Origin of the sequence: Pontivivens nitratireducens (assembly GCF_011290545.1) — a bacterium.
Taxonomy (GTDB): domain Bacteria; phylum Pseudomonadota; class Alphaproteobacteria; order Rhodobacterales; family Rhodobacteraceae; genus Pontivivens; species Pontivivens nitratireducens.
The window spans coordinates 2,879,302-2,895,218 of sequence record NZ_CP049811.1; the positions used below are offsets into that span (position 1 = coordinate 2,879,302).

13 protein-coding genes and 1 tRNA gene are annotated in these 15,917 nt (G+C 62.4%); 6 read left to right on the forward strand and 8 right to left on the reverse strand.

Translation table 11 applies throughout. From position 1 onward, the window contains the following. Positions 1-53 precede the first annotated feature (53 nt). Both G8E03_RS14170 and G8E03_RS14175 read left to right on the forward strand, forming a co-directional pair. On the forward strand, positions 54-1,157 hold the full coding sequence (locus tag G8E03_RS14170; RefSeq protein ID WP_166193288.1) for an SPFH domain-containing protein: 1,104 nt from the start codon (positions 54-56) through the stop codon (positions 1,155-1,157). Between the two features lie 3 nt (positions 1,158-1,160). Then, positions 1,161-2,237: a TFIIB-type zinc ribbon-containing protein gene (locus G8E03_RS14175; protein ID WP_166193291.1), complete on the forward strand. Its 1,077-nt coding sequence runs from the start codon at positions 1,161-1,163 to the stop codon at positions 2,235-2,237. Between the two features lie 86 nt (positions 2,238-2,323). Here G8E03_RS14175 and G8E03_RS14180 read toward each other — a convergent pair whose 3' ends face one another. Together G8E03_RS14180 and G8E03_RS14185 are read right to left on the reverse strand one after the other, a co-directional pair. Next, positions 2,324-7,288: a beta strand repeat-containing protein gene (locus G8E03_RS14180; RefSeq protein WP_166193293.1), complete on the reverse strand. Its 4,965-nt coding sequence runs from the start codon at positions 7,286-7,288 to the stop codon at positions 2,324-2,326. Between the two features lie 277 nt (positions 7,289-7,565). Then, entirely contained in the window at positions 7,566-9,143 is a 1,578-nt protein-coding gene (locus G8E03_RS14185) for a bifunctional metallophosphatase/5'-nucleotidase (RefSeq protein WP_430693185.1), read from the reverse strand. Positions 9,144-9,292: 149 nt separating this feature from the next. Here G8E03_RS14185 and G8E03_RS14190 point away from each other — a divergent pair, with 149 nt between their 5' ends. Next, complete coding sequence (locus G8E03_RS14190; protein WP_166193299.1) at positions 9,293-9,610, forward strand: ArsR/SmtB family transcription factor; 318 nt, start codon at positions 9,293-9,295, stop codon at positions 9,608-9,610. 59 nt (positions 9,611-9,669) lie between these two features. Next, positions 9,670-10,713, forward strand: a complete 1,044-nt coding sequence (locus G8E03_RS14195; RefSeq protein WP_166193302.1) for a permease — start codon at positions 9,670-9,672, stop codon at positions 10,711-10,713. Between the two features lie 62 nt (positions 10,714-10,775). Here the strand turns inward: G8E03_RS14195 and G8E03_RS14200 are convergent, their stop codons facing one another. Further along, positions 10,776-10,988 carry a DUF3072 domain-containing protein gene (locus G8E03_RS14200; protein WP_166193305.1) on the reverse strand — a complete coding sequence of 71 codons (213 nt, stop codon included), beginning with the start codon at positions 10,986-10,988 and terminating at the stop codon, positions 10,776-10,778. A 58-nt stretch (positions 10,989-11,046) separates the two neighbouring features. Continuing rightward, positions 11,047-11,256, reverse strand: coding sequence for a DUF6324 family protein (locus G8E03_RS14205; RefSeq protein ID WP_166193308.1), 210 nt, complete (start codon positions 11,254-11,256; stop codon positions 11,047-11,049). Between the two features lie 97 nt (positions 11,257-11,353). On the opposite strand from G8E03_RS14205, the gene G8E03_RS14210 reads away from it, so the two are divergent. Further along, a tRNA-His gene (locus tag G8E03_RS14210) sits at positions 11,354-11,430 on the forward strand. Between the two features lie 6 nt (positions 11,431-11,436). Here the strand turns inward: G8E03_RS14210 and G8E03_RS14215 are convergent. The 4 genes from G8E03_RS14215 to G8E03_RS14230 form a co-directional block, all read right to left on the reverse strand. Next, on the reverse strand, positions 11,437-12,660 hold the full coding sequence (locus G8E03_RS14215; RefSeq protein WP_166193311.1) for a glycerate kinase type-2 family protein: 1,224 nt from the start codon (positions 12,658-12,660) through the stop codon (positions 11,437-11,439). A gap of 87 nt (positions 12,661-12,747) precedes the next feature. Continuing rightward, positions 12,748-13,512, reverse strand: a complete 765-nt coding sequence (locus tag G8E03_RS14220; protein WP_166193314.1) for a TIGR02186 family protein — start codon at positions 13,510-13,512, stop codon at positions 12,748-12,750. Further along, positions 13,512-14,423: a sulfite exporter TauE/SafE family protein gene (locus G8E03_RS14225; protein ID WP_166193317.1), complete on the reverse strand. Its 912-nt coding sequence runs from the start codon at positions 14,421-14,423 to the stop codon at positions 13,512-13,514. The genes G8E03_RS14220 and G8E03_RS14225 overlap by 1 nt, the downstream gene beginning before the upstream one ends. 105 nt (positions 14,424-14,528) lie before the next feature. Beyond that, entirely contained in the window at positions 14,529-15,131 is a 603-nt protein-coding gene (locus G8E03_RS14230) for a LolA family protein (protein ID WP_166193320.1), read from the reverse strand. Between the two features lie 191 nt (positions 15,132-15,322). Between G8E03_RS14230 and G8E03_RS14235 the strand changes: the two genes are divergently transcribed. Continuing rightward, positions 15,323-15,898, forward strand: coding sequence for a PhnA domain-containing protein (locus tag G8E03_RS14235; RefSeq protein WP_166193323.1), 576 nt, complete (start codon positions 15,323-15,325; stop codon positions 15,896-15,898). The last annotated feature ends 19 nt before the right edge of the window (positions 15,899-15,917 follow it).

Below are 15,917 nucleotides of genomic sequence, written 5' to 3' on the forward strand. Positions count from 1 at the left end.
AAGCCCCTCCCCCCTGACGGGGGAGGTTTGCCCGCTTCGGCAAGGAGATACATATGCCCATTTTCGACTTCCTGCGCGGTGAGTTCATCGACGTCATCCACTGGACGGAGGACAATCGCGACAAGATGGTCCAGCGGTTCGAGCGTGAAGGCCACGCCATCAAATACGGTGCCAAGCTGACCGTGCGTGAGGGGCAGGCCGCCGTCTTCGTGCACGAAGGTCAGATCGCCGATGTGTTCGCGCCGGGCCTCTATATGCTCGAAACGAACAACATGCCGATCATGACGACGCTTCAGCACTGGGACCATGGTTTCCAGTCGCCGTTCAAGTCCGAGATCTACTACGTCGCCACCACCCGGTTCACCGACCTGAAATGGGGCACGAAGAACCCGATCATGTGCCGCGACCCGGAATTCGGTCCGGTGCGCCTGCGGGCCTTCGGCACCTACACGATCCGCATCACCGATCCCGCGAGGTTCATTCAGGAGATCGTGGGCACCGATGGAGAGTTCACCACGGCGGAGATCACCTATCAGCTTCGCAATATCATCGTGTCGCGGTTCTCCTCCGCCATTGCGGGTTCGGGCATTCCGGTGCTCGACATGGCCGCGAATACCGAGGATCTGGCCAAGTTCGTCGCGGCCAAGATCGCGCCCGAAATCGCGGAGTACGGCATCGAGGTGCCGCTCCTGATGATCGAGAACATCTCCCTCCCCGCCGCGGTGGAGGAGGCGATGGACCGTCGCACCTCGATGGGTGTCGTCGGTGATCTGGGCCGCTATACGCAGTTTCAGGCAGCCGAAGCGATGGCCGAGGCCGCCAAGAATCCCGGTGGCGGCATGGGCGCCGGTCTGGGCATGGGAATGGGCATGGCCATGGCGCAGAACGGCCCATGGGGCAGCGCCCCCGCCGCCGCGCAGGCCGCACCACCCCCGCCACCCCCGGTCGAGCATGTGTGGCATATCGCCGAAAACGGCCAGACTCATGGGCCCTATTCGAAGGCGCGATTGGGCCGCATGGCGCATGAGGGCGGACTGACCCGCGATACGCTGGTCTGGACCGCAGGTGCCGCAGGCTGGATCAAGGCGGGTGACATTCAGGAGCTTGCCCAGCTCTTTACCGTCATGCCCCCACCGCCGCCACCGCCGGGCGCATGATCCATGGGTAAGATCGAAACGCACCGCTTCCCGTGTGGAACGTGCGGCTCCGACCTGCGCTTCGCCCCTGGTGAGCGTTTGCTGCGCTGCGATCATTGCGGGGCGACGGAACCGATGCCCGCCGCCTCCCCCTGGGATCGCAGCGCGGTGGCGGAACTGGACCTGCGCTCCGCCGTCGAGGATACGCTGCCCGAGGCGCAGATGGAGGAGACGCGCGTCGTCCAGTGTTCCTCCTGCGGGGCGCAGGTGGAGTTCGACCCGAACGAGCACGCCGCCGAATGCCCCTTCTGCGCGACGCCCATCGTCACCGATACCGGCATCAATCGACACATCAAGCCACGCGGCATCCTGCCCTTCGACATCGATCAGACCGGCGGGCGCGATGCGATGCGCAAGTGGATGCGCGGTCTGTGGTTCGCCCCCAATGCGCTCAAGAAATACGCCCGTTCGGATCAGAAGCTTCAGGGCATCTACCTGCCCTACTGGACCTTCGACGCACAATCGCAGACGGAATATCGCGGACAGCGCGGCACCCGGTATTCGCGCACAGTCGGATCGGGCAAGAACCGCCGCACCGTCTCCGAGATCCGCTGGCGTCGCAAAAGCGGCCGCATCTCCCACTTTTTCAACGACGTCCTCGTGACCGGATCACGTACCCTGCCCGACGATCAGGTGCGAAAGGTCTCGCATTTCGATCTGGCCGTGCTGGAGCCCTACCGCCCGCAATTCCTCGCCGGTTTCCGGGCGGAGGCCTATTCCATCGACGTGATGGAGGCGAAAAACCTCGCCCACGCCCTGATGGAGGAGGAGACCAGGCAGCTGATCAAAAGGGATATCGGCGGCGACGCGCAGCGGATCGACGACATGCGCATGGCCCTCAGCGAGATGACGTACAAGCACATCCTCGTCCCTGTCTGGATCGCCGCCTACAGGTTTCGTGGCAAGAGCTATCGCTTCGTGGTGAACGCCCGGACCGGCGCCGTCGCGGGGGAACGGCCCTGGTCGCCGGTCAAGATCGCCTTCGCGGTCATTCTGGGCCTCATCGCGGCTGCGGTGATCGCATACTTCACCCAACGCTGATTCCACTACCTAAACGAAAGCCGGCTAAACGAGGAAGGGGCGCGACCATCAGGTCACGCCCCTTTCTGTTCGTCAGGCCGATCCGATCAGCTCATCTGGTAGAGCGCATCTTCAAGGTCATAGATGATCGACCAGCCTTCCATTTCCACATCGTCGCAATCATTCAGAACGAGCGTATCGTTGCTCTGCCCCGCCGCCTCCAGCAAACCGTCGAGGACGTCGGAAGCACCGGAAACCGCATTCGAAACGTTGAAGGTCGAGAAAACCACCCCTGCCTGTCCCAGATCAGTGAAGGTCTGCGTCAGATCGGTGCTGGAGGACGCGCCATCGGTAAAGATGAAGACCTCGTTACGCACACCGGAGTCCAGATCGAACGACATTGATTGCAGTGCGGAGTTGAGGTTGGTCGATGAGGCCATGTTGCCGTCGATAAGGGTCGGACTGTCGACCTGCGTCGCTACGCTGCCATAGGTGTAATAGCTCGTCGAAGTCGTCAGGTCAGTATTGTCCTCCCAAACAATGGGGAGCTCACTGCCCAGCAGGTCCGCCATTCCGATGGACAGATCGACCCAGCTGGTAATGCCGTCGCCGTTATTGTCGCAATCGACCGCCCCTGTTGAGGTGAACATCGAGGAGGACGCGTCGATCAGGAAGTAGTAGTTCACGTCCGCCGCAGCAGGCTCCCCTTCACTGATCCCGTTGACGATGATGTCGATCGTGGCGCCCGCGCTCGCATCCGATGTGTCGGAGGCGGAGTAGGTGAAGCTGACGATTTCACTATCACCATTGTTCAGCGCCAGGAACTGATCGCTGGGGTCGAAATCGAACGTGCCATCGGCAGCCACCGTCAACGTGCCGGTCCAGCCATTGGCGTTGGAGGTCAACTCGATGGTGTTGCCGTTCACCGCATCGAAAGCCTGACCCTGAACCGTATCGATCGTTACCACATCGCCGTCATCGGCATCAGTGGTCAGCGCGTTCAGGTCGCCGCTCGCGATCTGGGTCTCGTCGATCTCGATCACCTCACCCCGTGCTATCGGGGGCGTGTTCGGCGCGACATCGTCCTGACCCAGAATCGTGATCGAAACGGTCTTGGTGTCGGTCTGCACGGTCACGCCATCGCTGGATGCAACCGTGAACTGAAAAGAGAATTCATCGACGTCGCCGTCGTTCATCATCTCTGCCGCTTCCGCAGTAGGCGTATACCGCAACGAACCGTCGACGAACACATTCAGGTAGCCGATGATCATCCCATTCTTCATGATCGGGTTGTCCACTGCGGAACGCGGGGTCGAGATAACGATACCGTCACTGACGCTTTGCAACGTCACGCTGTCGCCATCCGGATCCGATGCGCCGAGCAGTACGTTCACCGGGTTGCCGTCGCTGCCGCGCAGAACCTCATCCTCGGTCGTGGTGTAGAACTGGTCGACGGCTGTCGGCGCCACGTTCACCCCTGCGATGTTGATCGTGGCGATCGCAGGCGCATTCTGAACGGTGGTTCCGCCGGTGGACGATACCGTGAACTCGAAGATGACGGTATCGGTCTCGTTCACATCCAGATCGGGCGAGGTGGAGGTGAAGCTGTAGCTGCCATCTGCCCCGATGGTCAGCAGACCCGTGCGGCCGCCTGTGGTCACGACCTCAACGGTTTCACCGATCGTGCCCAGCGAGGTGGACGAGATATACATCGTGTCGCCGTCCGCATCCGTTGAATTGGACAGCAGATTGCCATCGACCGTCGAGTCCAGACCTTGGGCGTTCTGCTCGAACACATCCGCGCTTACATCACCTGCATCAGGCGCCACGTTGACGCCCTCGATGGAAATGCTCGCCACCGAGGAGGAGAATTGCGGTGTCGTGCCGCCGGAGGAGACAGCGGTGAAGCCGATCTCGACCAGATCGCTGGCGTTCAGGTCCAGCGTATCGTCCAGCGAGGTCAGCGTGAACGATCCGTCGGCCTGAATGGTCAGGTCTGCGAAACGGCCGGAGCCGACCTCGATCGTGACCGTCTCACCGATTGCGCCGAGGGTGGTCGAGAAGATGCTGATGGCATCGCCCTCCGCATCCGTCGCCCCGTCCAGCAGGTTGCCCGTCAGCGTCGAGGTCAGGCCCTGCGCGTTCGCCTCGGACACCGTGAAGGTCGAGTCGATCGTGACCGGCGCGGCATTGTAGCCGTTGATGTTGATCGTCGCCGAGGACGAACCCGTTTGCACGGTCGCGCCACCCGTCGATTGAACGGTGAAATCGAAGCTCAACGTATCAGTCTGACCCAGATCGAGGCTGTCATCGGTTGAGAGGAAGGTGAACGTGCCATCCGCATTGATCGTCAGTTCGCCCGAGCGCCCGCCATTGGTGGTCACGTTGAGGGCGCTGCCGATCGCGCCGAGCGACGTGGAGGCCAGCGAAACGGTGTCGCCGTCAAAATCCGCCGCGCCGTCCAGCAGATCGCCGGACACCGTGCTGGCCAGACCGGCCGTGTTCTGCTCGGTGACGGTTGCGCTTTGCGCGATTGCGACAGGCGCCTCGTTCACGCCATTGATCGTGATGGTCACCGTCTTGGTATCGGTGCGCAGCACGCTGCCATCATCGGATGCCACGGTGTAGTCGAAGACCAGCGTGTCGGTCTGCGTCAGGTCCAGGCCATCATCGGTGGAGGTGAAGATAAACGCACCGTCCGCCCCGATCTGCAACGTGCCGGTCCGTCCGCCGGTCGTGAACACGTCTACGGTGGAGCCGATCGCGCCCAGCGTGGTGGAGGCGAGCGAGATGACATCGCCGTCCGAATCCGTCGCACCGTCCAGCAGATTGCCCGAAACTGTGCTCGGCTGCGTATCGCGACCGTGCGCCTCGTTCATGCTCAGCGCGATATCCACCGCGACAGGGCCGGAATTCAGACCGGTGACGGTGATGTTCAGATCCGCGGTCGTCTCGGCTGTCACGCCATCAGTGCCCAGCGAGTAGGAGACGGTCAGCGTGTCGGTATCCCCGACGCTCAGATCGTCGAATCCGTCATTTGGTGCAAAGGTATACGACCCGTCGGCGTTGACGGTCAGCAGACCTGTGCGACCGCCGGTCGAGGTCACCTCGAACGCCTCACCCACCGTGCCCTCGGACAGGCCGATGACAGAGTAACCGGCGGCGTCCAGATCGTTCTCGATGACGTTGCCGGATACGGTCGTGTCCTCATCCGTCGTGGCGATGTCCGCAACAGCGGTGGGCCCGTCGGATTCGCCGGTGATCGTCACCGTGACCGTGGCCGTGTCGTAAAGGTAGGCGGGGACTTCGACGGTATTGCCCAGCACCAGATCGTCGATTGCGCCGGAACCTTCCAGTATCACAATCATGTGGGAGACGTTCTGACCGTTCAGGGCGACCGTCTGAATGCTGTTATCCGGCGCGCACGGAACCCACTGCGAACCAGTCTTGCACCAGTTCTCATCGTAGAAGCCGATCCAGACGCCTTCCTCGTTGTCGATTATGGTCAGGGACTTCACATCCTCCGGCTCATCGAACGAGAAGCGGATCTCACCGCCCTTGGCGTTGTCGTCGGGATCGCAGGAATCGCCGTCCTCGGAAATGATCAGGACGTTGTTCTGCGTGTTCGTCGCCAGATCGTAGTCGCCACCGGTGGGGTTGTTCGAGTCGAAGATCATCGCCTCGTCGTACTTGCCACCCTTGGCATTGGCCTGAACCGAGATGGTCATGCCCTCGATCTGCGTGGTGATGACGTCGCCCGCGTGCAGATCGCCACCGCCCGATGTGGTGGTGCCATCGACGCCGAAACCGTCCGAGTTTCCGACGGTCGTGCCGTTATCCTCCGATCCCGTACCGTTGGGATCCTCACCGACGGAGCCGACAGGCTTGTCGTTACCGGGATTGCCAGCACCATCGACATAGGTGACGACGGCCTCTCCGGTCTCGAAATCGATGACGCGCGTGTTGTCGATGGTTGTGAAACCGTTCTGCGATTTCACGGTGAAATCGAAGGAGAAGGTATCCGTATCGCCCTGCGCCATGTCGTCCGCATCGGGACCGGGGGTGTAGACGAACGTTCCATCGGCGTTGACGACGACCGTGCCGGTGTAGCCGTTCGCGGTCGTGACGGCGATTTCCTCACCAATCGCACCCAGCGAGATACCATCGAGGGACACGACATCGCCGTCGATGTCATAGGCCCCATCCATCACGTTCCCGGTCACGGCGGTATCTTCGTCGGTGGTAACGGCCTGATCCACTGCAACGGGCGCGTCGTTCACGCCCGTGACCTGAACGGTCAGGGTCGCCGTGTCGGTCAGACCGTCGGAATTCAGCACCAGATAGTCGATGGAGACGGTGGCCGTCTGTCCCTCGGCGAGCGCGTCGAAATCACCGGCCGCGTCGAAATCGACGGTTCCGTCGGCGGACACGAGGATGCGGCCGCCATCGGCCAGATCGACCCATACGCCCACCAGTCCGGCAGAGCCGTCAACTTCCTTGACGATCAGCGCCTCGGACGTGTTGGATTCATCGTTCAGCAGCACGTTGATATCGGTGTCACCGAAGCCCTCGCCCTGCATGACAGCGAGGAAATCATCATCAGCGGCGGGCGGCGTGGCGTGGGAGCCGATCTCACCACCGGACAGGCACGCATAGCTCAGCGAACCGCAATCATTGTAGTAGCATGCGGCGGTCAGTTCGACGCCCTGCGCCGGAACCTGACCGTAGAATGCGAAATAGTCGTTGCCGCCATCGCACAGGTTCGTGCCTTCGATCTCGATCAGGTAATAGGTCTGACCATCGGACCCATGCATGACGTAGTAGCCTTCCCAGTAGACGTTGCCCGCCTCGGTCCAGGTTCCGTTCTCATCGACCCAGCCGCACTGATTGTCGTTGCCGTACTCGTTCGCATGGTTGTCACCGGCAAGTCCGCCATCATTGTCACGCACATACATCGTGGCGTCTGCGCCCGCATAAGTGAAGGAGTCACCTGTGCTGAAGTTGCCGTCGATCCGGATCGAATTCTCATCGATTACGGTGAAGCTCTTCCAAGAGTACGCGCCGTTCGTCATGCCATAGATCCTTGTTTGCAGCTCAGGCTGCCTGTCCCACAAAATGGCCCCACAATGTGAAACCGGGAGAGCCTGCCCCCACAGCGCTCTCAGATGGCGAGGTTGTAGCGGTCGATTGTGACCGCAATTGGGCACGCCTTTCCCATTGGTTCCATGGTCGAATAGGCCTGCAAGGCCGGTTCAGTCCAGAAAAATCGTTAACAAACTGCCAATTTGCAACGAATAGGGCGCGCCAGCTTTCGATGGCACGCCCTATAGTTGTTTTGTTCGTCTCGTTTTACTCGGCGGTCATGATTCGATCTTCGGTGGCGGGTGTGTATTCGCCGGCCTCGGTCAGGTACTCCGCCACGACCACGTCCAGACCGGGTCCGTAATCATAGGCGTTCATGCCCTGCTCCGCGAAAACCGCATATCCATCGCCGCCGCCGCGCATGAAGTTGTTGGACACCACGCCGTAAGTCGCATCCGGGTCAATCGCGGAGAAGGTGCCGTCCGCGCCCTCTACCTCGACGGAGACGATCCGCGATCCGACCTCTGCCGCCGGATCCCAAGTGAAGCGCATTCCCGCGATCTGCGGGAAGCGACCGCCGCCATCCTCGACCTGGCTGACACCGTTTTCCAGCGCCTCGACGATGCCGGCCCCGGTCAGGTCGAACGTCGCCAGCGTGTTCTGGAACGGCAGGACCGTCAGAACCTCACCCATGGTGATGTCACCCTCGTCGATGGAGGCCCGCAGACCGCCGCCATTGGTAATAGCGATCTGAACGCCCTGATCCGCGACACGCTCCAGCATGGCGGTGGTCACCAATGCGCCCATCTCACATTCGGTCGCGCGGCAGGTTCCCCGATCACCGTCAATCGGCGCTGTGGTGGCGCCGATGACCTCACGACGGATTTCATCGAGCGGACCGGCCAGCTCAACTACCCGAGTGACGACAGCGTCATCCTCGGTTACGCTGGCATCCAGCAGGCGCGGCTCACCCGTGGCGGAGATCACATTGCCATCGTCGTCGAACGTGACCTGCAACTCCCCCAGATACTTGGTGTAGGCATAGGCCTGAACCACGGCGGTGTCGCCGACCATCGTGGGATACGGCCCTGCGGCCCCATCGTCCACGTTGGACAGGAATGTGTTGGAGTGACCGCCGACGATCACATCCACGCCCTCGACCGCCTCGGCCACGGCCAGATCGACGTTGTAGCCGGAATGGCTGAGCACGACGATCTTGTTGATGCCCTGCGCCTCGAACCGCTCGACCTCACCGCGAACGGCCTCGATCGGGTCGGAAAAGGTGATGTTGGATCCCGGCGAGGACAACTCGCCTGTATCCTCAGGTGTCAGACCGATCAGGCCGATCGTCTCCCCCCCCACGGTGACGACGGTGGACTTGTTCAGCACACCGTCCAGCATCGGCTCACCCGACACGTCGGCATTCGACATCAGAACGGGGAAATCGACCGCATCCATGAAACCACGCAGCACCTCGGGGCCGTCGTCGAACTCATGGTTGCCCACGGTCATCGCGTCATAGCCCATCTGGTTCATGAACTCGGCCGCGGCCTTGCCCTTGTAATAGGTATAGAACAGCGTGCCCTGAAACTGGTCGCCCCCATCCACGAGCAGGACGTTTTCGTTTTCGCTCCTCGCCTCGTTGATCGCGGTCAGGACGCGCGCCATGCCGCCGAAGCAATCGCCGGCGGTGTTGTCCTCGGCCGAGCAGGTGGAGTCGTATTTGCTGATCGGCTCGATCCGACTGTGAACGTCGTTGGTGTGCAGGACGGTCATGCTGAATTCGGCATGCGCGGATGTCGCCAGAGCGCTGAGCGCTACGGTGGCGACAAGAATCGGCTTCATGGACATTATGACCTCATTTCGCTGTTGGATGGCAGCATCGTGGTAAAAGCTGACCAAAAGATCAGCGGTCCTCGTTGCGCTTAGCACGATTGTGGCAAGGCTTGTCGTGTCCGCTTGACATAACCATAAAACTGGTTATTTATATCTGTATGAGCATATCAAGCCCCACCGCCCGTTCCCTCGCCGCGCTCGGTCATGACGCCCGACTCGCGATCTTTCGTCTGTTGGTCAAGGCTGGACCTGACGGCCTGACCGTTGGTGAAATACGGGGCGAGTTGGACCTTGCCGCCTCGACCCTGGCGCATCATCTGCGCACATTGGTGGATGCGGGACTGGTCGCGCAGGAAAAGCAGGGGCGCGATGTGGTCAGCCGCGTCGATTTCGTCGAGATGAACCGCGTTCTCGATTTCCTCAAGTCCGAATGCTGCACGGGCGTTACGCCGCGCCGAACCGAAGCCATGGTCTGAACCTAACTCGGCACACGCCGAACGGTACGCATAAAAACCATAAAACTGGATATTTAGACATGATCGATACGGCAATCCCTCACAAACCCAACCCGACCTTCGAAGGCCTGAAGCGAAATAAGGTCTGGCTGGCCAGTATCACGATCCTGATCCTGCTGGCGATCCTGTCGCCCGCGCAGGCCCGGTTCAGCCTTGCCTTCACGCTCGACGCGCTACTGCACACCGCCCCGTTCCTCATCCTGTCGATCGCCATCGCGGCATGGGCCGGGGCGACGGGGGCGGACAGCCTGATCGCGCGGGTCTTCACCGGGTCCCCCTTGCTGATGATCGGGCTTGCCGCGCTGGCGGGCGGGCTGTCGCCGTTCTGTTCATGCGGGGTCATCCCGTTGATCGCGGCCTTGCTGAGCATGGGCGTGCCGCTATCCGCCGTGATGGCGTTCTGGCTCGCCTCCCCCATCATGGACCCTTCGATGTTCGTTCTGACCACCGGGGTCCTCGGCACCGAGTTCGCCATTGCGAAAACGCTGGCCGCCATCGGTCTGGGCGTCATGGGGGGACTCGTGATTTATCTGCTGGCACGCGGTGGCGCGCTGGCCGATCCGCTGCGGGCGGGCATCGGGAACGGCGGCTGTGGTGCGTCGAACCTCCGCACGCCGCAACCGGTCGTCTGGAAGTTCTGGACCGCCCCCGAACGTCGCGCAAAATTCGGACGCGAAGCCGTCAAGACCACACTGTTTCTTGCAAAATGGCTGGTGCTCGCCTTTCTACTGGAAAGCCTGATGCTGACCTTTGTTCCGGCGGAAGTCATCGCGAACACATTGGGCGGGACGGGCATCGGTCCCATCGCCTTGGCGACGGTGGTGGGGGTTCCGGCCTACCTGAACGGCTACGCCGCGCTGCCCCTGATCGGCGGAATGCTGGAGCAGGGCATGGCGCCAGGCGCGGGGTTGGCCTTCCTCGTGGCCGGAGGGGTCACCTCCCTGCCTGCCGCGATTGCCGTCTGGGCTCTGGTCCGGCCCAAGGTCTTTACGCTCTACATCGCGCTGTCGCTCAGTGGGGCGTTCCTGTGCGGATTGCTGTTTCAGACCTGGATGGGCAGTTGACCCGAGGCGCCAACACGACCTGACAGGAAACGGCCTGCCGCGTCATGCGCGGCAGGCCCCCCTCATTCCTGCGAAGCCCGCTTTTCCAACTGCTCGATCCGAACCGCCGCGTCCGCTTCGGACAAAGAAGCGTCGAAATCCTCACCGCATACGGTGCTCAAGGCCCGCAGCCGTTCGGCCTGTGCCGGGGTCATCGCCTGCCCGCCTGCATCATAGATTCCGGGCGTCGTCGTATTGATCATCGCCTGTCGGCGTGCGTCATCAACCTTGCTCATGAGAATACCTCCATCTGGCGAATGAACGCGTGGAGGGCAGATTCCGCTTCAAAACGGATTACCGCTTCTTCTTGGCCATCCTTTCGGCCACGACGCGGGCCTGCGCGGCGGCGGCGCGCAGTTCCTCGGCGATCTCCTCCGCCTCGTCCGCGTCGAAGTCCAGCGGCAGGTCCACACCTGCGGCTTCGACGTAAAGCCGGACCATCCCCTGATCGGTCGGTCCGATCTGGATATTGGCTGCAATATCGCTTTCGCTGTTGATGCCCATGAGCGTTCTCCTTTTTCGCTGCCCTATCGCGCGGAACGTGCTCTGTCCAGATCGCCCCTTGCATTCGGAAGAATCGAGCGGTATCTCGCGGGGCAGTGCCGACATAGCTCAGTAGGTTAGAGCGCTTGATTGTGGATCAAGAGGTCCCCCGTTCGAGCCGGGGTGTCGGTACCATTCTCCTCACTCGATCAGAATGGCGCGAAAATCGTTGACGTTGGTCAGGGTCGGGCCGGTGATGACCTGTGCGTCGATGCTGGCAAAGAAGCCGTGTCCGTCATAGGCCTGCATCGCGGCCTGCAATCGGGTGCGGTCGCTGTCCGGTCCGATCAAGGCGCCTGCAACCTCCGCCGCGCCATCCACGCCGTCTGTATCGCAGGCGATGGCGTGAATGCCCGGCGCGCCGTCCAGCCCGTCCATCAGGCCCATTAGGAACTCCACGTTCCGGCCACCGCGTCCCGTGGCGTCAGCGGGCAGAGTCACCGTGGTTTCCCCGCCGGACAACAGCACGCAGGGCGGCGCGATGGGCACGCCGTGCTGGCGCACGCTCAGCGCGATCCCGGCCATGGCGCGCCCGACCTCGCGGGCCTCGCCCTCGATCGCGTCGCCCAGGATCAGGCAAGGCAGCGGGCACACCGCCTGCCCCGCCCGAAGCGAGGTCATGGGCGTCGCGATCATCCGCAACTCGGCCCGCGACAACTCCTTGGGCGTTTCGTTCGCAGCGTCGTTCAGGGCGACGTTAACGCTGTCGGGCAGCACCATTCGGTAGCGGGCCACGATCTCACGCGCCTGTTGCAATGTCGTGGCATCAGGCACCGTCGGTCCCGAGGCGATGTGCGAGGGATCGTCACCCGGCACGTCCGAGATGACCAACGTCAGCACCCGCGCCGGATAGGCCGCCGCCGCCAGACGCCCGCCCTTGATCGCAGACACATGCTTTCGCACGCAATTCATCTCATCAATCGACGCGCCGGAGGCCAGCAGCACACGGTTGAGCGTCTGCTTGTCGGTGAGGGAAACTCCAGGCGCCCCCAGCGACAGCAGCGACGATCCCCCGCCCGAGATCAGCGCGATCATCAGGTCGCCCTCACCCAAACCCTGCGCCAGGCCCAAGATTCGCGCCGCCGCATCGGCACCCGCCTGATCCGGCACCGGGTGCGCGGCCTCGACGATCTCGATCCCGGCGCAGGGCACCGCATGATCGTAGCGCGTGACGATCAAGCCCTCGCACGGGCCCCACGCGGCCTCCAACGCGGCCCCCATCGCGGCGGAGGCTTTCCCCGCGCCGACCACCACGACCCGTCCCGCAGGTTTCACGGGCAGATGCGCCGCAAGCGTGCGCGCGGGCAGCGCCGCGGCCACCGCAGCATCGAACATCTCTCGCAGCACGTGTCGAGGGGCAGTCATCGCATCATCCTTCGTCGCTTGCACCCGAACCGGAACGATAGCGATATGCCGCCGGGTGACGGAAACCGTTTGATCCGGGCAATCGCCCTAGCTTCGCACATATCTGAACACCGCCGCCGCAGCCCAGCCAAGCCCCAGTGCCAGCGCCACGGACAACACGCCATAGATCAAGGGGTGATCATGGGCGAGCCGATAGATCCAATCCTCCAACCCGCCACGACGGACCGTGATGTTCGTCTCGAAACTGTCCACGACATTCCGGTCGCGGGTCAGGAAAACCCGTGCGGTGTAATCCCCCTCGACCAGATTGGCCGGCAGGGGGACGGACACGTCGAATAGCGTATCCTCCAGCAATCGCACCGCGCCGGGCAGCTCCCTGTACAGCCCCTGATTGCTGCGCAGACGCACGACGGAATCGCGAAAATCGAAGGGATTGGCGATATCCTCGGGCGTGCCGCGCAGACCGACCAGCCATTGCAATCCGATCCTGTGCCGCATCTGATCGGTGTGCGACAGCATCTCGCGTAGCGGAACGGTGGAGGCATTGGCATAGAAATAGGGTGCACGATCGACCACGACCTCATCCGTGTTGACCCAGATCCCCGCCACACGTTCCTTGCGCCGCACCGTGACCGGCCCCACCGGCCCGACGATGGAGACGAGGACCTGCAAGGGACCAGCCCCCGGCGGCGGCGGCGCTTCCCGCTTCACCGCGCCGAACACGAAAATCTCGGAGCCGTCGAAAAACGCCGTGATCGAAACCTGATTCTGGCTCAACCCGGCGACGACTTCCTCGGCCCGGGCGACGCCCAGAGTGGCCAGAAACATCAGTGCGATCAGCCAGCCCCGCATCACATCTGCCCCGTCAGGGAATACAGATCCGCCGGCGTCACGACCAGATCGAAGGCCAGCTTCAGACAGACGGCCAGCACCATCCCCGCGAGGGCGATGCGCAACTGCTCTGCCTTCAGCTTGACCGCGATGATCGCCCCGATCTGCGCCCCGATCACGCCGCCCAGCAGCAACAGCAGCGCCAGCAGGGTATCCACGGTATAGTTCTGAGTCGCGTGCAGGATGGTGGTGAAGGCCGTCACGAACATGATCTGAAACAGCGAGGTGCCCACGACCACCGCTGTCGGCATTCCGATCAGATAGATCATCGCCGGCACCATGATGAAGCCGCCGCCCACCCCCATGATGGCCGACAGGATACCGACGACAAATCCGATGGCGAATGGCGGTATAGCTGAAATATACAGGTGCGACGTCCGAAATCGCATCTTGATCGGCAGGCGATGCACCCAGACGTGCCGTTTGCGCACGGGCACGTGGCCGGGTTTTCGCGACTTGCGCAACGTGTTGACGCTCTCGATGAACATCAGCCCGCCGATGACGCCCAGAAAGACGACATAGCACAGCGATACGAGCAGTTCGACCTGCCCCAGTTCGCTCAACAACTTGAAGATGCGCACCCCGACCAGCGACCCGAGCAGGCCCCCTGCCAGCAGGACAAGCCCCATCTTGATATCGACGGTTCGCCGCCTCAGATGCGCCAGCGCGCCTGAAAAGCTCAACCCAGTAATCTGCGGCGCCTGCGTGGCCACCGCGACAGCCGGCGGGATACCGATGAAGATCAGCAGCGGCGTCAGCAGGAACCCGCCGCCGACACCGAACATGCCGGACAATATGCCCACGATCAGGCCAAGGCCCAGCAACAGGAACAGATTGACCGAAACCTCGGCGATTGGCAGGTAGAGCTGCATGGAAGCCCTTTCCGGGCACGAACGTGACGTTACGCTCATTCTGGCGGGTTGCCATGCGGCACACAACCCGCCAGTCACCGATTGCCCCCTCCGAAAAGGAGGTTTTTAGCGCCGCGCCTCGGCCTGGATCGAGAACATGCGGCGCGGCAGTTCGACATTCTGCTGCATCGAGTTCAACCGCACGGTCGTGCGCTGACCTTGCGGATTGATCGTGACCCATTCGCGCAGGGCGAGCGGGTTCTCATCGAAGACCAGTTCGAGCGAGCCTGTATCCCGCTCATTCGGGTCCACCGCCATCAGCGTCGTGCGGCTGCCCGACTTGACGACCCGCTGCACCGCGCCTGAATTCAGCAGATCAATCCGATCGCGCAGGATCAGGTTCAATGGGGTTTGACTGATGGGATATTGGTGCGGTTCGTCGTTCGAAGCGCGATCCACGACTGCCACCCAGGTTCCATCCGCCACTATGACATGCGGATGCGGGTCGGCATATTCGAACTTCATCAGGCCCGGCTTCTTGATCCAGTATTCGCCCTGCGAGCTGGAACCGTCCGAATTGAACTGAACGAACGTTCCCTGTGCGGATCGCATCGCGTTCAGATATGCGTCGATCCGTGCGAGTTCATCCGCTCCCTGCGCATGACCTGCCGTCGCGAGGCCACTTGCACCAAGGGCCGTCAGGCCCGCTATGAAATTGCGTCTATCCATTCCCTACATATGCGTGAGCATGAGCTTCCGTTCCATATGTCGCGGATAACTTTGACGCGAGCCTTTCGAGAAGGCCCCCCGCACCTGTCGACGGGAGATATTTCCGCGCGGGGCATCCGTGGGTAGAGCGTGGGTAGAGGTCGGCCCGCGCAAGTGCTAAGGCCGGGGAAACCTTGTGGGGGAGTGCACCTATGGCCCAGATCGACGACCTTATGACCCGTGCGGACGGCGCGTGCGAACTGTGCCGCGGGACCGAGGATCTCGCACCGTTCGCCCTGACCCCGCCCGAGGGCTATGCTGACAGCGCCGCCGTGCTGACCTGCGGTGAATGCCGGGGTCGGTTGGAGGCGCGCGACCTGGGCACCCCGGATCACTGGCGCGCGCTGGAGCGGACGATGTGGACCCCCGTGCCACCCGTGCAGGTCGTCGCGTGGCGTATCCTCAGCGGATTGCAGCGGCTCGACTGGGCAGCGGATCTGAAATCGCAGCTTTGGCTGGATGAGGAGACGCAGGCCTGGGCCGAACTACGTGCGCCTGCGCCTGTGGTGGAGCCAACCCATCGTGACAGCAATGGCGCGGCGCTGGCGGACGGCGACACGGTAACGCTCATCAAGGATCTGAACGTCAAGGGCTCCAGCAAAACCGCCAAGCGTGGCACCGCCGTGCGCGGCATAACCCTCGTCCCCGACAACGGCGAGCAGATCGAGGGCCGCGTGAACGGTGAACGGATCGTCATCCTGACACAGTTCGTGAAGAAGCAGGTGTGAGGGTTAGCCTAATTAATTC